17 protein-coding genes and 4 pseudogenes are annotated in these 24,179 nt (G+C 40.5%); 15 read left to right on the top strand and 6 right to left on the bottom strand.

What is annotated here, in order from left to right:
- The first annotated feature begins 196 nt into the window (after window positions 1–196).
- Together L3V31_RS15870 and L3V31_RS15865 are read left to right on the top strand one after the other, a co-directional pair.
- On the top strand, window positions 197–814 hold the full coding sequence (locus tag L3V31_RS15870) for a LysE family translocator (RefSeq protein WP_346014859.1): 618 nt from the start codon (window positions 197–199) through the stop codon (window positions 812–814).
- Complete coding sequence (locus L3V31_RS15865; RefSeq protein ID WP_237317270.1) at window positions 811–1,185, top strand: hypothetical protein; 375 nt, start codon at window positions 811–813, stop codon at window positions 1,183–1,185. Before L3V31_RS15870 ends, L3V31_RS15865 begins: the two co-directional genes overlap by 4 nt.
- A gap of 513 nt (window positions 1,186–1,698) precedes the next feature.
- Here the strand turns inward: L3V31_RS15865 and L3V31_RS15855 are convergent.
- Window positions 1,699–2,655: an IS110 family transposase gene (locus tag L3V31_RS15855; RefSeq protein WP_237317269.1), complete on the bottom strand. Its 957-nt coding sequence runs from the start codon at window positions 2,653–2,655 to the stop codon at window positions 1,699–1,701.
- 351 nt (window positions 2,656–3,006) lie between these two features.
- Between L3V31_RS15855 and L3V31_RS15850 the strand changes: the two genes are divergently transcribed.
- Complete coding sequence (locus L3V31_RS15850) at window positions 3,007–3,423, top strand: plasmid pRiA4b ORF-3 family protein (protein WP_237317267.1); 417 nt, start codon at window positions 3,007–3,009, stop codon at window positions 3,421–3,423.
- Window positions 3,424–3,567: 144 nt separating this feature from the next.
- On the opposite strand, the gene L3V31_RS15840 is transcribed toward L3V31_RS15850, so the two are convergent.
- Window positions 3,568–3,846 (bottom strand): type II toxin-antitoxin system mRNA interferase toxin, RelE/StbE family, encoded by a 279-nt coding sequence (locus tag L3V31_RS15840; protein WP_053808632.1) that lies wholly within the window; start codon window positions 3,844–3,846, stop codon window positions 3,568–3,570.
- Window positions 3,843–4,127 (bottom strand): type II toxin-antitoxin system RelB/DinJ family antitoxin, encoded by a 285-nt coding sequence (locus L3V31_RS15835; protein ID WP_237317266.1) that lies wholly within the window; start codon window positions 4,125–4,127, stop codon window positions 3,843–3,845. The genes L3V31_RS15840 and L3V31_RS15835 overlap by 4 nt, the downstream gene beginning before the upstream one ends.
- 556 nt (window positions 4,128–4,683) lie before the next feature.
- Between L3V31_RS15835 and L3V31_RS15830 the strand changes: the two genes are divergently transcribed.
- The 11 genes and pseudogenes from L3V31_RS15830 to L3V31_RS15775 all read left to right on the top strand — a co-directional run.
- Window positions 4,684–6,762 (top strand): TonB-dependent receptor, encoded by a 2,079-nt coding sequence (locus L3V31_RS15830; protein ID WP_237317265.1) that lies wholly within the window; start codon window positions 4,684–4,686, stop codon window positions 6,760–6,762.
- A 155-nt stretch (window positions 6,763–6,917) separates the two neighbouring features.
- Entirely contained in the window at window positions 6,918–8,711 is a 1,794-nt protein-coding gene (locus L3V31_RS15825; RefSeq protein WP_237317263.1) for an ABC transporter ATP-binding protein, read from the top strand.
- Window positions 8,705–10,456, top strand: a complete 1,752-nt coding sequence (locus tag L3V31_RS15820; RefSeq protein ID WP_237317261.1) for an ABC transporter ATP-binding protein — start codon at window positions 8,705–8,707, stop codon at window positions 10,454–10,456. Before L3V31_RS15825 ends, L3V31_RS15820 begins: the two co-directional genes overlap by 7 nt.
- A gap of 44 nt (window positions 10,457–10,500) precedes the next feature.
- On the top strand, window positions 10,501–11,790 hold the full coding sequence (locus L3V31_RS15815) for an MFS transporter (RefSeq protein WP_237317259.1): 1,290 nt from the start codon (window positions 10,501–10,503) through the stop codon (window positions 11,788–11,790).
- 228 nt (window positions 11,791–12,018) lie between these two features.
- Window positions 12,019–12,255, top strand: coding sequence for a hypothetical protein (locus L3V31_RS15810; protein WP_042487463.1), 237 nt, complete (start codon window positions 12,019–12,021; stop codon window positions 12,253–12,255).
- Between the two features lie 327 nt (window positions 12,256–12,582).
- Window positions 12,583–13,230: a glutathione S-transferase gene (locus tag L3V31_RS15805; RefSeq protein ID WP_237317258.1), complete on the top strand. Its 648-nt coding sequence runs from the start codon at window positions 12,583–12,585 to the stop codon at window positions 13,228–13,230.
- 1,122 nt (window positions 13,231–14,352) lie between these two features.
- Complete coding sequence (locus L3V31_RS15800) at window positions 14,353–15,171, top strand: alpha/beta hydrolase (protein WP_237317256.1); 819 nt, start codon at window positions 14,353–14,355, stop codon at window positions 15,169–15,171.
- Between the two features lie 194 nt (window positions 15,172–15,365).
- Window positions 15,366–15,743, top strand: a complete 378-nt coding sequence (locus tag L3V31_RS15790; protein ID WP_237317254.1) for a cupin domain-containing protein — start codon at window positions 15,366–15,368, stop codon at window positions 15,741–15,743.
- Window positions 15,744–15,995: 252 nt separating this feature from the next.
- Window positions 15,996–16,460, top strand: coding sequence for a hypothetical protein (locus tag L3V31_RS15785; protein ID WP_237317252.1), 465 nt, complete (start codon window positions 15,996–15,998; stop codon window positions 16,458–16,460).
- A gap of 866 nt (window positions 16,461–17,326) precedes the next feature.
- Window positions 17,327–18,418 (top strand): ATP-binding protein, encoded by a 1,092-nt coding sequence (locus L3V31_RS22090; RefSeq protein ID WP_346014858.1) that lies wholly within the window; start codon window positions 17,327–17,329, stop codon window positions 18,416–18,418.
- Window positions 18,366–18,917, top strand: a pseudogene (locus L3V31_RS15775) (IS5 family transposase); the annotation flags it as partial. The gene L3V31_RS22090 and the pseudogene L3V31_RS15775, both read left to right, overlap by 53 nt.
- Window positions 18,918–19,202: 285 nt before the next feature.
- Here L3V31_RS15775 and L3V31_RS15770 read toward each other — a convergent pair.
- From L3V31_RS15770 to L3V31_RS15760, 3 pseudogenes are all read right to left on the bottom strand, one after another.
- A pseudogene (locus L3V31_RS15770) lies at window positions 19,203–20,223 on the bottom strand (IS110 family transposase).
- 51 nt (window positions 20,224–20,274) lie between these two features.
- A pseudogene (locus L3V31_RS15765) lies at window positions 20,275–21,241 on the bottom strand (ISAs1 family transposase).
- 32 nt (window positions 21,242–21,273) lie between these two features.
- A pseudogene (locus tag L3V31_RS15760) lies at window positions 21,274–21,465 on the bottom strand (IS5/IS1182 family transposase); the annotation flags it as partial.
- A 260-nt stretch (window positions 21,466–21,725) separates the two neighbouring features.
- On the opposite strand from L3V31_RS15760, the gene L3V31_RS15755 reads away from it, so the two are divergent.
- On the top strand, window positions 21,726–24,161 hold the full coding sequence (locus L3V31_RS15755) for a TonB-dependent receptor plug domain-containing protein (protein ID WP_237317250.1): 2,436 nt from the start codon (window positions 21,726–21,728) through the stop codon (window positions 24,159–24,161).
- Window positions 24,162–24,179 lie beyond the last annotated feature (18 nt).

Below are 24,179 nucleotides of genomic sequence, written 5' to 3'. Positions count from 1 at the left end.
AATAGGTCTCTTAAGTGGTCTTTATGTTGGTCATTTTAGCCTCAACCAAGCGGTATAACAAGGCGTTTAAGACGGATTCCCAACGCTCGGCATTTTCGGTTTGCTTCATCTTTGGTGTTTACGGCACAATACTTTAAATGTAGTGGTATGCGTTGCTCACCACTTAACGCGGCGTTAGTTTTATGGAGGAAATATCGTGGAAATCTGGAAGTTATTGTTCTTTATACCTGCGTGTTTTGCGCTCAATATAACTCCAGGCCCAAACAACCTATTGTCTATGAACAATGCTCGTTGTTACGGTTTTAAATCCGCTTTCATTGCTGGCCTTGGTCGAATTGCTGCATTCGCTGTAATGATTGCTTTGGCTGCTTCAGGTTTAGCTGCTGTTCTCTATGCATCTGAGGCTCTGTTTCTGACCATCAAAGTTGTGGGCGCAGCTTACTTGCTGTGGATTGCCTTTAACCTTTGGCGTTCGGAAGCAAGTCCTGTTTCTGAACTAGAAAAAACTCGCAACCGACTAGGTTTAGCTAAACAAGAATTTTTGTTAGCCGCCGGTAATCCAAAGGCTATCTTAATCTTTACAGCCTTTCTGCCACAATTCGTTGATGTTTCGGCTAGCGTAAATGAGCAGTTCTTCACTTTAGGGGCTACGTTCTTAATTCTAGAAATGGGTGCAATATCGATTTATGCCATATTCGGAATGTATTTAAGGCAATGGTTTGGGTTAAGTTTTGTGTTTACGGTGTCATGGTTTAGTGTAGGTGGTAGCGTTGCTCACTACTTAACGCGGCGTTATAGCTCAGGGGTAACATGAAGTATAAGTTAATTAAATCAATGGCTCACAACTTCACCCATTCATTTGTTGGTGGGTGCAACTATGTTGATGACGCATTTATATTTGAAGATTTATATACTTTAGCTCGCATGAACAAAGGTAAGCCCGTTCAGATTTCTTGGATTCCAGTTCGTACTGAGGAGTTGTTTAGGCTTACTCCTAGAATCAGAAAATCAATAGGTTACTACCGAGAATGGCTTCCGAAACATGCAGCTAGTCACAATGTTTCTTTAGATCGCCTTAAAGAGTTTTATCTTCAAGTCTACATGGCTAAAAATCATCAGGTATATGTTAAAGCCATTACTGTTGATGACCATGGTAAGAGAGTTGAGCAATACGTTTACGCTTGAGCTATAACAAACTGTTCAAGAGGGATTCGCAACGCGTGGCATTTTCACTATGCGTTGGTTTTAGCGATTAAGGTGGTTTGCGGCGGCTTTAGTATTGCGTTGCTCACCCCTTAACAGGGCGTTAGTTGCCAAGGAGAAAAGCGCAGCTAAATCAGAATGTTTAGAGTTAAAGTCAGTGTGTTTTTGGTTGGGTTTTCGTACTTCAATTTTGAATCGTTCGGGTTTGTGAAAATCGGTCGTTGGTTTCTTTTGTAGTTGAATTTTCTATTTCAGAAACCGATTTACTTGTTGAAAGTCAGCTTTGTAATATTGTCTTCTCAAAAGATCTTTTTGGTGTTGTTAGTCCGCTTTCTACGGCGTTTTGAATTCTAAGTGGTTTCAGTGACAGGCGCTTTGGATCTACGCCTGATTTTAGTTTTTCAACGTACGTAAAGTTAGTGTTGGCAAAGCGGCAATCAACTTCAAATCAAAGCTTTAGGTTTGGCAACTAACAAACGACTATGGCGTCAATAACTAATTTTTAGCTATGTTCTCATCCCACATGACGCCATTTCGTAGCATCGTATTTAAGATCACCACCATCTTGCGAACACATGCAATGATAGCGATCTTTTTGGGTTTTCCTGCTGCTACAAGTCTTGTGTAAGTGGCCTTGAATACGGGGTTACATTGCATTGCTGACATCATAGCCTTGTATAAAACTGTCCGAACTTGTGCTCGTCCACCTTGGATTACTCGCTTTCCCTTGTAGCGCCCACTTTCTCTCGTTATTGGGGCTACGCCAATGAGAGAAGCAGCTTGTTTATTGGTGATGTAACCTAACTCAGGTACATTACTGATTATCGATGCTGCAGCGATATTTCCGATGCCAGGAACGCTTTGTAGAATAGTATTTTTAGACTGATATTCCGGACTATCTTCAATGAGTTTAACAAGCTTACTTTCAATCTTGGTAATTTGATTCTTCATAGCTGTAAGCATTGGTTTGATTGTTGAATGCAGACTTTTAGGGAGTACTTGTATACGGTTCTTTTCCATTGTCTGCATTGATAGTAACTGATTCCTTCGAATAACTAAGTCACTCATTAATCTGATATTTCCTGCTTTAATGATAGTTAATTGAGGCTTAATGGCTTCACCATAGTGTGCAATGAGTTCAGCGTCTAAACGATCATTTTTAGCTCTTCGGCCAATAGCACCAGCAAAGCGTTTAATGTGTACGGGGTTGGCACGTACAATAGGTAAATTGGCCTCGGTACAAGCCAGTACGAATGGCATCTCTAAGCGGCCCGTGGCTTCAATTACGATGCGTTCAGGACTGTATTTGTTAATGATGCCCAATGCTTTTTTGATACCTTTGTCTGTGTTTTCTACCGAGAAAAATATGTCTAACGGCCTGATGTGGATATCTAATTGTGTTTTACCTGTATCAACTCCGACGTTGATGCTTTGCTTCAATTTAGTATTCATAATAAGCTAACTCTTGCTTGCGTAATGCGGGTTCGAGACCCAGTCGACTATTCGAGGTTTATGCTTGGAGTCCTATGTAGCGTTCATGTTTGTTATCGGTCTCTCAACGGAGGAGCCAGCGTTTAAACGAACTACTATATGGAAAGCTTTAGTTGCAGCTAAAGCCTGGGTCTCACAATACCCGAAACTGGTCGATTTAGAGGGACAATTTCCCATACAAGGCGTTTAAGGCAGATTCGCAACGCTAGGCATTTTTGGTTTACTTTGAATTTAGTGTTTACGGCACAATGGTTTGGGTTAGGTGGAGGCGTCGCTCACTACTTAACGCGGCGTTAGGCAAATGAGGAAAGTATGTACATATCAATTAAAGTAAGTCTGGTCTCAGGTCTGTATGCTTATAAAGACTGGAGTTGTGAAATAGAGTTATCGCAAAAGTCATCATTGCGCGAACTGAATGAGATCATACTTAATGCCGTCGGTTTTGATAATGATCACTTTTCTCAATTTTTCATTTCTCGTAGAGAATTTGGTTCGAGCCGAGAATCGTTCGATGACCGTATGTACTCTCTCGATACTGAGTTATATGGTTTATTTCCACTGCCGAAAGGTAAAAAGCTATTTTACTGGTTCGACTTTGGCGATGATTGGATATTTCATGTATCCAAATCTCGCAACAAGCCTAAGCCATTCGTAGATGGAGCGGAATATCCTAGAGTGGTAAAAGAAGCAGGTGTTAAGCCAGAACAATATCCAGAGTCTGAGTGGTAAATTTGCCTAACAAACGCTTCAAGACGGATTCGCAACGCGTGGCATTTTTACCATGCGTTGATTTTAGTGGTTAAGGTGGTATGCGGGAGCAGCGTATTGCGTTGCTCACCACTTAAGCGGGCGTTAGTTTCCCAGTAGACATAATCAGTCCGCTGGGAATTTTTGTTTTTGGTGCAGTACACGCATGATGCGAATGATATCACCTTCAACCCAATAGGAAACAATCATCGAAATCTCAGGAATAATGAGCAATCGCCCTCTAATTCCGTCACGTTGGACTCCCATATGAGGTTGCTCTAGAAGGTTCTCAACTTTTGCTTCAATAATATCGTCGGTTTTGTCAGCAGCTTCGGGGTTGAAGTCGTAGAGAAACTCAAAGATCTTTTCGCGATCGTTAAGAGACTCTTCTTCCCACAAAATCATAATTTGCCTCGGTTACGGACTTTAGCTTTACGCTCGGCCATACGAGATTTAGCTGACTCATGGTCAACAAAAGTGGCTTTTCCTGAGTCAAACTTCTCAAAAGCTAAGTTAACTTGTTCAGTTAACCACGCGTCGTGAGATAAAGTCTTTCTCTGTTGGTCAGCCAGTTGCTCAGTCAGTTCACGACAAGCATCACTTAGTGTTCTGCCTTGGCTTTCAGCCATTTGTTGGGCTAGTCGTTTCGTTTCTTCATCAACACGAAACTGAATTCTAGTGTCCATGATGTGCTCCATATTTTTATGTGTGTACAAATGTTAGCACTAGGTTTGTGGTTGGGCAACTAACAAAGCGTTTGAGACAGATTCTCAACGCGTGGCTTTTTACTATGCGTTGGCTTTAGTTTTAAGGTGATATGCGGCGGCTTTCAAACCTTAGCAAGGCGTTATGTTGCCCTGTATAACCACCAACTTGATAGACACCTTGGAGTTAGACATGGACTGCCACCCTCTCCTAGACAGATTTCGCCTATCCTTGGTCTACCAGCCAATGGATATTGGAACACTGGCACAACAAATATTCAACTGACCTTGAAGTGATAAGAAAATCCAAGCAATAACAAGCAAATCTATCATTAATGATAATTGTTTGCATTTGTATTTATGGGTTAGTATTATGTTTTCTCTCTTAATGATTGAAATTATTTATGATTTTATTTTTTGACCCAAAACCGCCTTCTAGAAAGGTGGCGCTCATCCATTAGAACTTTGACTGAAGCACGTTTATGTTCGGGATGCCCGAAGTTGCTAACCAGGAAATCAAAAACGAAGGTTGAATAAAATGACTATAGAGTTTTCGAAAATTGCGTTTAGTGTATGTTTATCACTATATTCATGCGCAGTGTTCAGTGCTACAGATGATCTTAATACATTGGAAGTTGTTGTAGTAACCGCTGAAAAGGTAACGGCGGAATCACAAAAGACACCCATTAGTATCTCTGTATTATCAGATGACGACATTGAAAGAGCTGGTATAGAAAGTACTTTTGATGTTGTTGAAAGAATGCCTAACATATCAATGATTAAGGCTGGAAACCCATCCGACGCAAGCTTCCTCTCTATTCGAGGAATTACGCCTACAATGGAAGGTTCACAATCTGTTTTGTTCTTGATCGATGGAGCTATGTATCAAACATTTGATACTGAGTTATTGGATGTTGAGCGTGTAGAAGTCTTGCGTGGACCACAAGGAACATTGTATGGACGAAATGCTTCATCAGGTGTAATAAGTATCCATACTAAAGATCCTGATTTATTTACGGAAGGTAGTGCTGGTTTAGCCTACGCGAGTTATAACCATCTTAAAGGTAAAGTTATTTCTGGCGGAGCGATTGGTAATAGTGATGAGTGGGCATATCGAACCGCACTTCAATATTCGAAAAATGACGGTTATTTCACTAGGGCCTACGATAATAAAGATGATGTAAATAAGGTTAAAGACTTTAATGGCCGTTTTAAAGTTCGTTGGATGCCAGTAGATCAACCGTGGGATATTATTGCGACTGTCGATTCGCAAAACCGTCGTAATGGCAATATGTCATTCGCATCATTCGATGAAATTAAGCAAGATAGCCACAAAGTCTATTCTAATTATGAAGGGGAAGCGAAAGCTGATATCTATACAGGTTCTATCCGTGCAACCTACGCTGCTGATAATTTCGATCTAACTTCTATTACGGTATATACCAAAGAGGACAAAGTAGATGATCAAGACCTGGATTTTACGTCTGATGATGCTCAAGAGCTCTTTATTGATTCGAACTTTTCTCGTGTTACGCAAGAGCTAAGATTAAGCTCCAATCAGGATAATCCATTACGTTGGCTTGGTGGTCTTTACTTCTTTGATGAGACTGCAAAAAATGACATCGATATGAAGATGAAAACTTTGGGTTTGTTTAACACAACAAAAGCAGAATTGGAGGTAAGTAACTATGCTGTGTTTGGTAATATTAACTATCAATTCGCAGAAAAGTGGGAAGTGATTGCTGGTTTACGTTTTGATTACCAAAAAGTTAAGTTTAATTACAGCGACAAATGGAATATGGGTTTTCCAAATTCAGGTGGTTCAGATGAAGCCAATTTCAATGAATGGTTGCCGAAAGTTGGTTTAAATTACTACGCTACCAAGGATGTAATGATGTATACAAGCATCGCGCGCGGTTATAAGAGCGGTGGCTTTAATATGTTAACACCACCAAACCTATCACCTAAATTCGATCCTGAATACACAATGAATTATGAATTGGGGATGAAGAGTGAATGGTTCGATAACCGTGTTCGCTTTAATTCATCGCTATTTTTTATCGATTGGAAAGATCAGCAAGTTGAACAACAGATTTATCCTAAGTCATTTACTCAAAATGCGGGTAGTACGGTTAGCAAAGGTATTGAACTTGAATTGTCATGGCTAGTTCAACCTGGTTTAACGGCATGGGTTAACGGTGGTTATAATGATGCAAGCTTTAATGACTTCATTAGCAAAGCTTATGACAGCAGTGGTAACGTGGTAGGGATAAATAATTATAAAGGTAATCGCCCAACTAATGCACCGAAATATACTTATAGCTTAGGTGTTGATTATGACTTCTTAGACAATTACTTCGTGTATGCGGATTATAATGTGACGGGTGATTTCTACTTCGATAACGCAAATACCACTAAGCAAGACGCTTACGGCGTTATGAATTTAAGAGGTGGTTATACAAGCGAAAATTTAGATTTTATCTTGTGGGCTAAAAACCTTCTGGAAGAAAATTACCTTACACGAGCTTTCCCTACGGGAAGTGGAGCTCATAAAAAATGGTATGGACGCTCTGGTGATCCAATGACGCTTGGCGCTACAGTCAATCTTAAGTGGTAATACTTCAATATATACTCCCCTTCAAATATTGAAGGGGATAATCATTGCCAAGCATTGTACGAACACCTGAAAAATAAAATGTCTTAAAACTTTAATGGAATTGCGTAAAGGCAAGACTTTACGTTTGTGTTTTATTTTTTCATATAGGCAGGAAAATGAAAGGAACGCCATTTTTATGGTTAATGGAATTATTTGTAAACCAACGCCGTAAGCTTTTATCATCCATGGTATTAGCTGTTTTTTATTCTTTGCTTACAGTTGTTCCATATTTAATTATGTATCAATTGGTGGATGGCTTTATAAATAATACCATTACTGGTTCTTATATTGTCTGGCAATTAGTTTTGCTTGCGGCGATTGCATTAGTGATGAAAATGCTACTGCAACTAGCATCCGGATTACTATCTCACAAAGCCGCTTTTCAGCTGTTATTTGAAATACGCCAACAAATTATTGATAGCGTAGGGCGATTATCATTAGGTGAAAGTAATAAACAAGCAGCGGCATCAATGAAAAAAATCATTTCAGATGATGTAGACAAAATTGAAACTTTTATTGCTCACCATTTACCAGATATGGCCGCCGCGATTGTGAGTCCATTAGTTGCATCGTTGCTGTTGCTTTATATTGACTGGCGGTTGGCGCTCATTGTTCTTTTGCCTTTACCGATAGCCCTTAGCTTACAGATGCTTATGTTTAAAGGTTTCAATGTAAGAGTAGGTGAGTACCATAAGGTTGTAGCCAATTTGCATATTAGTGTTGTTGATTTTGTCGCATCCATACCTGTTGTAAAAGCTTTCAATATGACGGTTGATTCGCATCAAAAATACCGTAATGCGGTCAATGAGCATCATGCTCTGGTGACGAATTGGTTGTTAGATACGAAAACGTCAGCGTCTTTATTTAAGTTATCACTCGATCTTGGTTTGCTATTTTTATTACCTGTTGGTGTATGGTTATATGCTCAAGGTGATTTGACGTTATCCACATTATTTATTTTTATGTTGCTAGGTGTCGGGTTGATGGAGCCACTTTATAACCTCATTCAATTTGGCGGAATGTTCAGTGAGATGCTTAAAGGGGTTGAAAAGATAAAATCCTTCTGTAAAACGACGCCTCAAAGTGAAGGTGAAAAAAATCAAAGTATATTGCATACAGGCATAAGTTTTGAGCATGTGACTTTTAGACATGATAACGCGATAAAAAGTACTGTCGATGATGTTTCCTTTACAGCTGAGCAAGGAAAAATTACTGCGATTGTAGGTCCATCCGGCGCAGGTAAAACAACAGTAGCTCAGTTAATTCCGCGCTTCTTCGAATATCAAAGTGGCGAGATCATCCTAGGTGATAAGCCGATAACCAGTTTTCCATTTGATCAGCTTATGTCGCTAGTTAGCTTTGTCTTTCAGGATGTTTATATTTTCAAGCAAACTATTAAAGAGAACATTCGAATGGGGAATGATTCACTCTCTGATCAAGACATAGTTAATGCTGCGAAAGCCGCTTGTGCACACCAGTTTATTTTGTCATTACCTGAAGGTTACGAGACGTTAATTGAGCAGGGGAGTTTAAGTGGAGGGCAAGCTCAAAGGATAGCGATTGCTCGGGCAGTAGCTAAAAATTCGCCTATTTTGATTCTTGATGAAGCAACGGCTTATGCTGATGCACGTAATGAGGTTCGTATTCAGCAAGCAATTTCTAGTTTAATGCGAGGTAAAACGGTATTAGTTATTGCACATCGCTTAAATACGCTTACTCACGTAGATAAAATTATTGTTATGGATAACGGTAAAAAAGTCTCAGAAGGCACACACAGTGAGTTGCTGGAAAACTGCATGTTATACCGGTCTATGTGGAGCGCACACCAAGAGAGTAAAGCTTGGCACTTTGGGCAATCATCCAAGGCTGAAAGTACTATTGCAATGGCAGAAGGTGTTGAGTCATGTTAAGAATTAACACGTTAAAACGCTTAACGGGGACATCTTTGAAGGGGTTAAATCGTACCGTTTTTCTAACGGTGCTTGACGCTTTCTTTGCTTCCGCTCCATATGGTTTTCTTTATTATATTTTGTTGGATATGTTGGCGGAGACGCCAGATATGCAACATCAATTTATGTTGGTACTTGGTTGTGCTGCAATGATGATGGTGCGAGTTTTATTGGCGCGTATTATTCATGTGGATATTTCTCTTATTGGTTTTGATGCAGGCAAGCAAATTCGTCAGCATTTGGGTGATCATTTGCGAAAAATGCCAATGGGTTTCTTTCAGCGTTCTGATTTTGGCAGTGTAAACAACACCTTGCTTAAAGATATTGATATGATCGAGCGGATTTTTACCCATTTGTATGCGCCAATCATTGCTACAAGTTCTGTGCTTTGCTTTTTTGCCTTAGGCTTGATAGCAAAAGACTGGCGAATGGGATTGGCTATGATGTCGACTTTACCGCTAGCTTGTATCGCTTACTTACTGACACGTTCATACGCGAGAAAGTGGCAGAGTCATATGCAGCATTTGATGCATCAGTTAAATGATGCCGTAATGGAATACATGAATGGCTTAAAAGAACTCAAGTCTTATCGCATGATGGGCAAAGCTTTCTCACGGTTAGACGATGTATTAACGTCAACACGTAAGCAAGCATTAAAAGCAGAGAAAGCAGCAGTATGGCCTGTTTATAGCTTTAATATATTGGTGGAGTCAGGCTTAATTGTTTTGCTGGTCGCACTCACTTGGGCTTGGTTAGAACAACGTATTGCTTTACCTGAAGTGTTATTGTTTTTAATTGCCGCAGTTCGTTTTTTTAGACCATTACTTAACATGTCGATGTTTTTGGCTGAGCTTAATTATTTAGACTTAGCTGTAAATCGTGTTGATGAAGTGCTCTCATTACCAACTATGCCACATGGTGAAAGCCGTCCACAAATTTCAGATATGACGATCACGTTAAACAATGTGAATTTTACATACCCAGGCTCAAAACAAGCGCTTTTTGAGAATTTCAACCTGACTATTCCTCATAATAAAGTAACCGCTCTTGTTGGGCCGTCTGGCTCGGGGAAATCGACAATTTCGTCATTGATAGCCCGTTTCTGGCAGCTTGATTCAGGTTCAATTTCAATCGGAAAGCAAGGTAGTCAGGTTGATGTTGCTGATATGCAAGTAGAGCATTGGCTACAACATGTAAGTATTGTGTTTCAATTAAATTATATTTTTAATGACACACTTGCGAATAATCTTCGTGTAGCGAAACCAGATGCGAAAGATGACGAGCTCTGGCGTGTTCTTGAGCTTGCTAAACTAAAAACCTTAGTGCTGGAGATGGAGCTGGGGCTTGATACCGAGATTGGTGCTGGTGGTGTACATTTATCTGGTGGTGAAAAACAAAGGCTATCAATTGCTCGTGCACTACTCAAAGATGCACCACTTGTTATTTTAGATGAAGCCACTGCTTCTTTAGATCCTGAAAATGAGCGAGATATTCAGATGGCAATGCAGGCTTTGGTCCAGAATAAAACCGTACTGGTTATCGCTCATAAGTTGTCAACGGTTCAATATGCGGATCACATTGTGGTTTTAGATGAAGGAAGGATCATCGAGCAAGGGGAGCACGACACTTTGTTGCAGCATAAATTACTCTACAGTGAACTTTGGAATCTTCAACAACAAGCCCAAAGCTGGCATTTAACTGCTTAGAGTTCTTGTTTGATTAAGACAAGCTGCCAAAGGTGTATTTTTTGGTGGCTTTATTTTTATATGTTGTAGGGTATTTTCCAATGGGATATTTCAATAATCATAATCTAAGCGAGAGTTATAAATTAAAGCCAAAAAGAAATAATACCTTAATCCTGATTATTTGTTGTCTCTATTTTGTGCAAGGTATTCCTATTGGCTTAACATTTCACGCTATTCCGACGTTATTAAAAAGCTTAGGACTACCGTTAGAGGTCATATCAATGGTTCCACTAGCAGGGATCTTCTGGGCAATAAAATTCTTATGGGCTCCATTTGTTGAGAATCATTGGTTAAAGTCAGTCGGGCGAAGAAAGTCATGGATTATCCCAATACAACTGACTATGGTTGCCACACTGATTGCCTTGGCCATGGTGACAGTTAGTGAACAGACACTGATGTTGGTCACGCTTTTACTCGCCACAATTTCAATTTTGGGCTCAACCCAAGATATTGCGACTGATGGTTTAGCGGCTGATCATACCGATAAATCAGACCTTGGTTTGGTGAATGCAATTCAAGTATCAGGCATTATTATCGGGATATTACTTTCTGGTCCCTTGGCCATGGTTGCCTTTGAACAAGTTGGCTATCAGATAAGTATGTTGTTATTGGCTGCAATCGTGTTTACGGCCTTAATTCCTGTTTTGCTTTGGCGAGAGCCAAAAGTTCTACATGTCACAGAAAACACCAAAGCATCATTAATCAAATTTTTTAAAACACCGAGAGCGATATCAACGTTGATTCTATGTTCATGTGCCACGTTATGTGGAGTGATCATTCTGGCTTTATCAAAGTTCATTCTGGTCGATTTAACATGGTCGATGTCTGAGGTTGGGCTGTTAACAGGAGTTGGCCATTTGCTCGTAATGTTACTCGGTTGTTTGTTAGCAAGTCGTTTTATAAAGAAACACGGTTATCGCGTGACACTCTTGATTGGTCTGACAATGGTAATGTTGGGGGGCTGTCTGTGGGTTATTATAGTACAACAACGGTTTGACGAAGCCTGGGCGATATGGCCAACTTCAGTTGTTACCGGTTTTGGGATGGGATTTGTAGCAGTAAGTACATACACATACTCGATGCGGTTTTCACAACAAACGAGTCAGCCAGCCACTAACATAGCTTTTTTTCAGGGTACTCAAACTTTTGGTGAAATCGTGTTTTCTGCAGCCGCTACAAGTTTATCGGGGGCGGCAGGTTATAGTATTGCCTTGCTAATAGGCGAAGTATTAGCACTCATGTGCTTTTTGGCGCTCTTCAAGTTACAGCATTATCATCACTGGCATAAAGCATAGTTCTACTACGAACTATTCTTGGTGCAGGTAGCGTTGCTCACCACTTAATTGGGTGTTATGTGTAACCGATTTTTTATACCGCGTCGCAGAAGACTCAACAAGTGTTAGAGCCCTCAGATTTACTGAAGTATGGTGGTTCGACTAGATGATCACTTGGGGTAAAGTGCTTAGCTGAATTTCTTCTTTTTGGTTCAATTTTCAAGGTCTTTTAAACCAAAGGAGAACGCAATGAAAAAAGTGCAATTTTTCACAAACGGAGAAGTAACAACGTATGTTGACCAAAACTCAGCTACTTCTTTAGAAGAGGAAAAGCAGCTGTTTGCCCAAGGCTTTGTAATGACAGGTGATGTGATTGAAACTAATGAAATTTCAGATGCACTCAAGCTGCATAAAGAGAACTACGGAAGTGATGTCAAAGATCTATCTGTCTTAGGTATATTGGGTGGTTTGGGCTCGGTCATATAGTATTAACACATAACAAACGCTTTAAGTGGGACAGCCAACGTACGGCATCTTAGTTCAAATGTGCATTTGTGGTTACGGCTGTTATGTTTGAGTGTAGTGCCTTGCGTTGTCTGCCCCTTAAGCGGGCGTTAGGTATTATTCGGTAGGGTTAAAAGTGCAGAGTTACGTTAAAAATACAAACCATTCAAGCAGACCAAAAACGCCTGGAAATCTTAGTTTGCGTTTAGTTTAGTGTTTACGGCAGTTTGCAGAAACGATGTTTGTGCGTTTTTGGCTACTTAATTGGTCGTTATGAATATCCGCACCTATAGAGACAAGGAGTCAATTTTGTTTAAGCTTTACTACTATCCAAACAATGCGAGCTTAGCTCCTCATTTTTTGCTTCATCACCTAAAAGCAGACTATGAGCTATTGTTGGTTGATAAAAAGTCAAACTCTCAAAAATCAGCGGATTATCTTAGGCTCAACCCTGCTGGTCGAATTCCAACCTTGGTCGTCAATGATCAGGCAATTTTCGAAAGCCCTGCTATCTGCATACACATCTGTGAATTACATCCTGAATCCGATCTAATGCCATCGTTAGGTAATCCGAATCGCCCTTTGTTTTTTCAATGGCTAGCTTTTCTAAACAATACGCTGCAAGCTGAACTCATGGTTCGTTATTATCCTCAACGTCATACCAATGATGAAGCTACGATTTCAAACGTTGTAGTGGCTCAAGATGACAGAATTGCGAATGCATTATCTATTATCAACGATCAGCTTGAACACAATGATTACTTACTTGGTGACAGGCTTACGGCATGTGACTACTTTCTATTTATGCTCGCGGGTTGGTCTTTGCCAATAGAAAAATCACCACTTACTTTCGAGTATCTGGCCGCGTATTTGAAGCGGCTTTGCTTAAATCCGACAATTAAAGCGGTTTGTAACATTGAAGGTATCGATCTCAAACCATTTGAATCATGCTCATAACAAAGCGTTGAATAACGGTTCCAAACACGTGCCATTTTCGCTTTGCTCAAAATTGTGGCATACGTCTGTCACGCCTTAACGTGGCGTTATGTACAGCGAGGTGATCATGAAATATCTAACACAAGTTAGATTTGGGAAGTATGTGTTATTTGAATCAATCAGAAACGGAGTCATTTTTGGCGCACTTTACGGGATATCCGGGGAACATGGTGTCCTCTTGTTTTCCGGTTTTGTGCTAGCGGTGGCTGGCATTATTTATGATGGTCGAGATTATCTGCAAGATGTCTACAAAAAACTAACAATCAACGGGACTAATGGAACAGTCTGTTGGGATGGACGTGGCTGTGATGTGGGTATTTCAGGGTTTGGATTATGGTCATCCCTTAAGCTAACTTACATGTTGGGTATGAATAGGCGAACCGTCCGAGTTCCTAGCACAGTATTTAGTTCTGATGTGTGGAAACAGCTCACGGAGTCTCGTACATAGCAAAGCGTTCAAGAGTGACACCCAACATGTGGCATTTCAATTTGAAATTGGCTTCAGTGATTAGCGCGGTAATATCTGTTTTGGCGTTACGGTTAATAATTTTCCATTTGTATAAGGAGCTCAACGATGATTAGCGGCCACTTACTTAAGAAAAAAGAGTTATTGATATGTTTGGATATGTCCAAGTCAGACTATCATGACGAGTTGGGACAAATTTTGGAGCAAGGATTTGAGTCAATAAAAGAAATAAAATGCGTTTCAACGTTGGAGGCGTTGAATGACTACAAAAGACAAGAGAGTCGGCAAGTAACAAAAGGCAAAAGGTCAAAGTTGTTTTATAGTTGTTTGATGTGTTTGTTATCATTTTGTTTAGTAGTACTAAGCGTAGATTTGATCTTAAGTTGTAGTTTTGTGGAGTTGGCTCAGCTGTCGTTTGTACTTTGTAGTCTGCTTTTGATCCGTCAGAAAAATAAACAAGAAACTCAGAAGAATGTCACCTAATAAAGCGTTTAAGCCTGATTCAAAACGCTCGGCATTTTTGGTTTGATTCAACTTTAGCGTTTACGGCACAACGGTTTAGGTTTGGTGGTCGCGTTGTTCACCCTTTAACTAGGCGTCATATTCAAGGAGATTAAATGGAGCTTTGGAGTTTACCGTGTACTTTTGAGTATGAAGGTAGGAAAGTGAAATATGGAATTGAAGGAAACGGAGAACCTCTGGTTTTGGTTCATGGTACGCCTTGGTCATCATTCAATCTCAGGCATTTGATTCATGCGCTTTCGAGTCAGTATACTGTCTACTATTTTGATTTGTTGGGTTATGGTGAATCAGATAAAAGTGATGCGGATGTATCTTTAAAAGTACAAAATCAGTTACTGGACGCTTTGATAGATCATTGGCAGCTGAAATTACCTTTTATCGTGGGCCACGATTTTGGGGGAACAACAGTACTTAGGAATTACTTGCTGAATCAGCGGAAATACAAAAAGATAGTAGTAATTGACCCTGTTGCGCTGTCTCCTTGGGGGGCTCCATTCTTCAAACATATTGAAAAGCATGAGGCAGCTTTTTCAGGAGTACCTGACTTTATTCATTCAGCAATTGTTGAAGCATACGTAAAGACAGCTGCATATCAGCCATTAACTCAAGACACAATTGACGGTATTCTTGCACCGTGGTCGGGAGAACAGGGTAAGAGAGCCTTTTATAGGCAAATAGCCCAAGCCGATTCAAAGTACACGGATGAATTTCAAGATAAATTTTCTAACTTTGACGTACCGACATTAATCTTATGGGGAGAAGAGGATCTATGGATTCCTGTTGAACAAGCTCACGTACTTCATAGTAAAATTAAAGGCTCTAAGTTGGTTACCATTCCTGAATCTGGGCATTTGGTTATTGAAGAAAACCCTGAAATATTGGTCAAAGAGATTCGAGCGTTCTTCGACAATTGAACATAACAGTTATTTTAAAGGGGCTCGGTACGCGTGGCATTTTTACTATGCGGTGGTTTTAGTGATTAAGGCGATTTTTATCAGCATTGGTGTTGCGTTGCCCACCCCTTCGCAAGGCGTTAGTTGGCAATAGTATCCATGAATGTGGCATGCCATCTATAGTTAGATTATGTCTAACTTTGAGGTTGCTAAGCATGACTTATTTTAAAAACCTTGAGCAAATTGTCGCGTCTCTTGAGGCTGATGAATCTACGAAGTGCGATCCTATTAAGAGGGCTTTCGTTTTTGACGGAGAGCATCTGACAGCGAATATTGGGGTCGTCAGGGATAGCGGCAATGCGCTCCACATACAGAAAAATCATGATGAGTTGCTTGTTATTATTGAAGGCAATGTGGATTTTAAGGTCGGGGAGGAAATAAAAAATGTGAACAAGGGTGATCTTGTTTTCATTCCTAAAGCAACTATCCACGGCCCCATTTTAAAGGATGGGCAAAGTTTCGCGGCTCTTTCGGTTTTTGCTCCTTACTTTGATCGAACAAAGAACAACATTGAATGGAACACAGACACTTAGACGGGTGATGATCTCCAAGGCGCAGCAGACAACTGTTTTAGAGGGGTTCCCAACGCTTGGCGGTTTTGGTTTGAATCAGTTTTAGCGATTACGTCACGATGGTTTAGTTCGGGTGGAATGTGTTGTTCACGCCTTTAACCAGCGTTATTTGTTTCCTCAAAGTCGTGAATTTTCTCGCAAAAGTACTTATTTTATAATTAGTTAGAGTTAATCAGTAGTACTCTATAGGTATACGAGTGTGAGGAAAATATTATGTACTTTTGGAATATTGAGGCTTTGAAACGTGACATTGTAGGTGGCAGACTTACAGAAAAAGATAGGTTCGTATACGCACTGATTTATATTGTATTCAGTGCCGCTACTTACGAATACTTTCAAGGCACTAATACCGAATATTCAAATCTATGGGATAAAATAGAGGCAATTGCCAACGTTGTAGTCGTTCTAGCGGGAACCTATTTTACGTACAGGGCTAATGGTGCTAATAATGGAAGAGATTTTTTAGGCCGATATTTCAGTCTTGGTTTTGTAGTAACTATTAGGTTCTTGGTTTTCCTATTTCCAATAGTCATTTTGCGTCTAATGTACGAATCACCTTTTGGAGTAGAAAATGAGGCAACCGTTACAACGCCCTTCGGTGTTAGTCTTGTTATTCTTTGGAGCTGCTTTTTATATGTAAACTTAGCTAAGCACATGAAGTTGGTGAAAAACACATAATAAGTGTTTAATAGAGACACTCAACGCATGGCGATTTTGGTTCAAAGTTCAGATTAAGTGTTTAAGGCGTAATAGTTCGACCTGGGTGGCTTAGCGCTGTCACCCCTTCATGTGGCGTTAGGCGAATAGTAAATGTATACGCAATTCAAAATTGTATTACTAATAATAACTAGTAATAGGTTCAGGGCTATCAGTTGGGTCAGAGCTATAGTCTTTATCTGATTTATTTCGTATCAAATTATTTGTTCTTAGCATTGGTTTTTTAAACTATTTTGTTGCTGATTATTTTTACGGAAATTTTGTTTAAGCCTTTTTTAATTTATTCATGCCTAATGGATTTTGATAGTTTTGGCGATTTATCGCATAAAGGAGTTTGTGTGGCAAATAAAGCAATTTTGCATTCTAAATGGTCTCTATATTTTTGGACCTTATTGTTAGTAGTGCAATCGTACTCTTTTACCAAGGAGCTTGCCGATGGATTTACATTGGAGGCACTATCTGACCCGCTCTTGCCGTTAATCTTTATCATGCAGCATGAGAAGGTTATGTGTAAAGTAAACGTAAGATTGATAACTATATTAGTCTGGTTGATAGTAGCTCTATTAGCATATAATTTAGTGATTAAGCTATCTAACCTCAATTAATATTGATAATTTTCCCAACAAAGCATTCAGCCGGATGAACCGATCCAGTTACACTGAGCGCCGAGTTTAGCCACTTGTTTTAACTCGAATTTCTCTGGACTCATTTGTTAGTAGTGGCTTTGAGGAAGAGTTGTTGTAAGTGGCCATGAATTAGCAAGCTTCGCCTATACTTTTACAGACTGGTTGAATGAGCAATGAGTTGTGTATGGCGGAGATGGCCAAATGGCATTAATCGATAGCGATAACTATGGTGATAACCCAAACAGTACAACGGCAAATATGGTAGCGCTGTATCGGGAGGTAGATTGGCTGACGAATGTTATTAGCCAAGTCATCTGTAGCTACCTAAAACAAGACGGACATGAGCAGCACTGGATTGATATCCCTCCACCAGAGACAGCACCCGGTAGCAGTTTGTATGCTGATATGGTCATCGACTGGCAATTGAATATTTTTGAACGCTTGGCATTAGCGCTAGCAATGGCCCCTTCAATACGCCCTGATGCACTGGATTTCTTTTTTGGTCTTAACGGGATGATTGATCGTCCGTTTACCGAGTTTGGCGGCGTCGCTGACCGAACATTTAGTGGCTTTGTACCGACCGGTCAAACGCTTAACTTTTTGATCAGCGCTAATAACCCTGAATGGCGTGTCCATACGATGTCGATTCTCTCATCCCAACATAAGCTGATGGCAGAACAAGTCACAGAGCTGCTTTCTGTTGATTCAGGAATCCCAAGTTTAGCGGGGGTCTACCGATTAAATGATCACTGGCTCAATTATTTCATTACGGGGGAGCAGCATAGGCCTGAGCTGAGTACGAGCTTTCCCGCGCATCCATTAGATACGCCGCTCGAATGGTCGGAATTAGTGCTGGAGCATAGTGTAATGAGCCAGATTGAGGAGATACGAGCGTGGCTTGCCCACGGTAATACTCTGATGCAAGAGTGGCAACTGGCGAAAAAGGTGAAACCCGGTTATCGGGCTGTGTTTTCAGGGCCACCGGGCACAGGTAAAACGCTAACGGCGGCCTTGCTCGGCAAGTCTACTGACAGAGACGTATATCGGGTGGATTTGTCGATGGTGGTTTCAAAGTACATAGGGGAAACAGAGAAAAATTTATCCCGTGTCTTTGATGCAGCCAGTTACAAAGAGTGGATATTGTTTTTTGATGAAGGTGATGCTCTGTTTGGCAAACGGACTGAAGCCAGTTCTTCAAATGATCGCCATGCGAACCAACTTACCGGTTATCTTTTGCAAAATACAACATCTAGCCATTCATGCCAGTGGTCTCAAGGTTTATGGCGAAGGTGAATGGAAAGTCAAAAACATGGCACCGATGGGAAGTGTAGAGTTTGGCGTAAACTGCATATTGCGGTAGATACTAACACCCACTAAATCATCTCAGCAGAGCTGAGTTTATCAAACGTAACCGATGCCGAAGTGCTACCAAACTTACTTAAGCAGATAAGTCGGAAAATCATTGAGATATCAGGCGATGGCGCTTACGACACAAGGGGTTGTCACGATGCCATACGGTTCAAGCGAGCCGTTCCGCTCATCCCGGCACATTTCTGGGAGAGAGGACATCCTCGCAATTTAGCGGTAGGTTGCCAGAAGCTCTACGGCTCTAACAAAAAGTGGAAAAAGCGGTATGGCTATCATAAACGGTAATGTATCGAGTGAAACAGTTGCGAGGTGGGCAATTAAACTTAGAAATTACAACACTCAGGTTGATGAGACTTACGCTATGATAAAAACGCTGAACAAGCTTACAGGGTTGGGTATGCCTAAAACTCAGTATATTGCCTAAGGATCAACCATTAGGTGGCAGGGGGCCGTCTCTCTGAATTAAGCAACATATATGGACGCACCTCAGGATGCAATGGTTGATTCAATGATACGGTCGCTAACATATATCCGATGTCTTTCTTGGTCATTTGTACGACCTGCGCCATGATGTATTCCGCCCCTTACTGTCTATTCAAAGCCACGGTTTCAACTAACCTGTTGCTTAATCAGAGTGTAGTAAGGATGGTTCACCGTTTTTTCATCAGCTATTGCAAACTCATTTGCTTATAAAAATATTACCTTTCAATCATATAGGTTTGAAAGCACGATTAACGTCATACTCACAATCGGTAGCTAGAACACGCCACACTATACGCCCAAGCTTATTTGCTAAAGCCACTATGGCTTTAGCCTTACCACGTCGTTCAATTAACCCTCGTAACCAAGCTCCCATAGGATCCATGCTTGAAGCTCTGCAACGTAGTACAGCTCTAGCACCATGAATGAGTAGTGTCCTTAGGTTTCGGTTTCCACTCTTTGATAAAGCTCCAAGGTGTACTATTCTGCTTGGGAACTAACCCACACCATGCCGAAAACTGTCTACCATTTTGAAACTGTTCACCAGAGCCAACTTCACTAACAATCGCAGCCGTTAAGATCGGGCCAAAGCCAGGGATATTCTTAATCGCCTTGTAGCGAGGACTAAGCTGGCTCAGTGAAGTTATGTCCTGAGTTACATTATCGATCTTGCTGCTAATGCGGGTAAAATCACAATATAAGTTTTGCAGTAAGTTTCTCATAACATGAGATAACTCATTCTCTGCATCTTCAATGATTAACGGTAAGTGATTACGCAATGCTCTTATTGATGTTGGGAAAACTATCCCATATTCAGCTGTTAGGCCTCTGATTTGGTTAGCGAGAGTAGTTCTTTGTTCGACTAAACGAGAGCGAACATTGCGCAAAGCTTTCAGGTCCTGTTGTTCGATAGTTTTAACTGGCACAAAATGAATATCAGGTCTCGAATAAGCTTCACAAATGGCTCTTGCATCATTTGCGTCGTTCTTTTGTCTACCGACGAAAGGCTTAACATGCTGTGCTGGAATGAGTGATACCTTAAAACCAAGCCTTAAAAAGACTCGCCCCCAATAGTGTGATGAAGCACATGACTCCATAGCCAGTGGAGTGTTATCTGGAAGCTGACGGATTGTATGGAGCAGTTTAACTCGAGCAACCTTACGATTTGACGAGATAGTACCGTCAATATTCAATAAGCATACTTGAAAGTAGTTCTTAGCTAAATCGATACCGACAACTTTAATAGACATGGCTGTTACTCCTGATCTTAATGGCTGTACCTGTAGTGTGGTACAACAATGTTAGAAGGGAGATGCGTCCATCACATCAAAGCCCACGGACTCTTTAACCAGAGACTTCTTAAACAAGTTTTGTACAAAACGGTGGCAACAAGCCATGTTCAATGCTGAATCACTAGCATGGATCTGTTGTTCGTCTTCTTTAAAGATCACATCCAATGCGCGATGTTGTTGGATCTCTATATGTCAGTGCTTTCTAGAAGCTTGCGCGGCTAACTCAAGGGACAAGTGAGCTGTACACATAAAATGAGGCCTCATAGCTTCCTTTATCCCCGATGCTTCGGTCTCTGACAACGGCAAAGATGCTCTTCACCATCGACCATTTTTCTCTAAGAGTCGTACTAAAGCGTGCTGGCAGTGTATAAACTTCACGAATCTCCGTACGACCATTTCCCTTGTCGTGCGTAGCGTGAGACTTGTGCTGCTCTTACGGCAATGCCCAATAATTCTGGAACTGAGCATCCATTTCATTAAGCAGTGCTGACTGGTTTAGTTTGACCTGAACCAGTATGGAGCCTCCCTTACAAACAATTTTTTTGGAGCGTTTCAACCTGACAATGAAGGGCATCAGCCATCAGCAAACAGCCTGTGATATCTAAAGAATCGGGCATATTTCTAATCGCATCGATCTCCTTGCCTTTTTCTTTACAGGGACGATGAGTAAGAGCCAACCCTTGCTCAACATCAAACGCTGATAACATATATAGGGGGTTATCAAGCTTACTCGCCTTTGCCATCCACTCTCATAATAGCGGTCATGCTATGGCGAGTGGGGGATCCTGTTTTCATAGGGTAGATGCTGAGGTAGCCAATCCATATTACTCTCACCAAAGTCTTTGATATCACTCCATTTATGTTGACCACAAAGCATGGCAGATATAACAAGGAAAGCGACTTCAATAACAGGATATACCTGATTAATATGCGAGCGGGTGTCAAGTACTTTGTCTAAGTGTTTGATGATGATCATTTCGTTTACCAGTAGTTCTGACTGAAAGGTCTGATCGATATAATGCCTTTTATCATAAGGGCGGTTTCGATAGCCGTATCGGAGTATTTAAAGTCTCTACCTCATTTCCCATGATGAGTATTACATTTTCACGCTTTGAAAAATCCAAAAAGTTACGTTACCACGCTACATAATGCACGGTTGTACTTGCTCCAGTTTGTGATTTTAGCTTTTGACTGACCCATTTAATTGCGCGTTCAATCATTGATATGAGAACAAGCCTCAATTATCTAGAAAGGTTCAATTCGATTTGAGCAACAAGGCCGTACTGATTACTTCTTATAAAAAGTAAGTTTTTTAACCAGATATTTATATTATCCTTTTTTATTGTATGGTTATTGTGGTACTGTATAGAAATGGCAATTATTATCATTTGCATTTATGTTATAATTATAAACCCGTTTAAGCAGTAGGTTGTTTTATTATGTTGTTTCAGGAAAGAAAGTTGACGAAGCTATACGTGAGTATGGCTTTCATTTTGTATGGTCCAAGCAGTTTTGCCCAAGAGGAGTTGACACAAACCGAGTCTGCTTCTGCTGAAAGTGAAGAAGTTGTCACCGTAATAGGTTATAACATCGCACTAAGTCGACTTGAATTAGAGCAGTCTCCTCAGCAAAATCCAACCCTTTCCCAAGCACTAAAACATGATTCGAGGGTCGGTATTAATGATGCACAAACCTCGATGCAAGGTGGTGATTTAACTCCAGAAGAAATCTCTTTGTCTGGCGCTCGCCCGCATCAAACTAAATATACTATAGATGGTGTAGGGGTTAATAACAGCACTACCTTCACTAGTGATAGTGACCTGCCTGCACAATTGTCTTCGGGTCACACTTCTGGTTACTTCGTTGATACTAATTTAGTGGATGGTGTTGAAGTGCTTGATCACAATATTAGTGCTGAGCATGGTGGGTTTACTGGCGGGGTGGTGAATGCCAACCTACGCAAACCGACTGAAGAGTTCACCATTGATTATCAATACAGTATGAATGATAGTGACTGGAATGCTTCGCAAAAAGTGGGAGAGAACTTTCAGGACAGTTATGGTACGCCGAACGATGGTTCCGGTAAATACCAACCTAACTTTCAGAAACGCATGCACAGCCTGCACCTTGGCGGAGCAATCAATGAAAATCAAAAGTTGGCTGTCAATGTAAGTCATCAGAAATCAGAGATTCCTCTAGCCAATAGTAAAGATGTCGATCAAAGAATGGATAATATTTTTATTACCCATATTTGGGAGTCAAGTCGTTGGCGTACAACGACGGATGTACGTTATACCGAGCATGAAAGCAATAGCTTCATGAATGATAGTAATAGTGACAATGCATACCAAGAAAATAGTGAGACTCAAAGTTATCACACTGGTGTCGGCGCAACTTTTAAGCTAGATGGCTTTTTTTCAAGTGGACATTGGCAAAGTTCTTTATCGTATGATCGCCTCAGCGACAAACGTAAAGCTGATAGCGATTACTTTGTCACTTATATGATCCAAGGAGAGGACAGGTATAATTTTCATAATGAAGGCAGTTATGGAAACTTGAAACAAACCCAAGACTCATACCAGCTTAAATCTGCTTTCAATTTTGCATCGTTTAACACTTTTGAGCTTGAGCATAAAGCAAACATTGGTATAGAAATTAATCATCAAGTTGCGACGGTAGATAGACCTCAAGATCACGTTGTTTACCAGTATCGAGACCTGTTAACGAGTGACCCATTTATATCTACATTAACTCGTTACCAAGCCGCTAACTATGATGCTGATGCACAACAATACAGCTTATATATCGATGACAATATGCAGTGGGGGCAGCTAGGTGTTTACCTCGGCGGGCGTGTCGATCATATGAGTGTTTTCGATAAAACCGTTTTCTCTCCTCGTTTTACCACTAACTGGGATTTTGATTCTGTTAATACTAACCGAGTGACTTTGGGCGCTAACCGTTACTACAGCGCGAATTTACTCAGCTGGGCTTTGCAAACAGAGCAACGTCAGTACCAGTCGTTATCTAAAACCTGCGATGCTATTGATGGTAACTGGAATAACCTTGACTCTACTAATTTAGCTTGTAGTTCTACTACTGATTATGAAGGCTTAGACTTATCTGATGCAGATATCCCTTATTCGGATGAACTCAGTGCATCATGGGCAGTTGACGTAAATAATTTTGCTTTTAACACAGTATATATCTACAGGAAGCAGCGTGATGGCCTCACCTATTCAACTGATACAACTTCAGGTACAGCTACGCTTTATAACAATTTGAAAACGGATAACCATATAATCAGCCTTGAAGCTTCAACAATTAACCCTTATGAAATATTGGGTGGATATCTCAATGCCAACTGGAAAATCGCTTACAACCATCGCAAAGGTTTTGGAGACGTAAAAAATACCTACGATGCATCTAATGATTTGAGCGGCGGATACCAAGACGAGTGGGTATTATTCGATGGTGAATTAGTTCGTTACAACGAAATGGACGTCAGTGGTTATCAATCTCCAATTAAAACTAGTCTTGATTTTAATATGTACTGGCAAAATGTAGGATTAGTTTGGAATAACCGAGTTAATTACCAAGCTGGAAAAAATGCAACCGCTTTTGCAGGTATGGAAAGTGTTGACATTGATGGAGAAACGCAACGTTTAAATTCATTGTTAAAAACTGAACTTGATGACTTAGTTACATGGGATATGGCGGTGAATTGGACTCCTACTCGCCTTGATAACCACGTCATTTTGGGATTAAGTGTTACTAACCTTCTCAATACTCAAAAAGTTGTATCTATTTCAGGCTCACAAGCAGGTACTGCTGTTCCTAACGAGTATTACAACACGGGTAGACAAATTTGGTTAAACGTAAATTTACGTAATTAATCATTTAACTTGGATTTT

This window comes from Vibrio sp. J1-1, from assembly GCF_021728395.1.
Classification (GTDB): Bacteria; Pseudomonadota; Gammaproteobacteria; order Enterobacterales; family Vibrionaceae; genus Vibrio.
The sequence above is the reverse complement of the archived record's forward strand: the minus strand, read 5'-3'. Positions and strand labels throughout refer to the sequence as shown.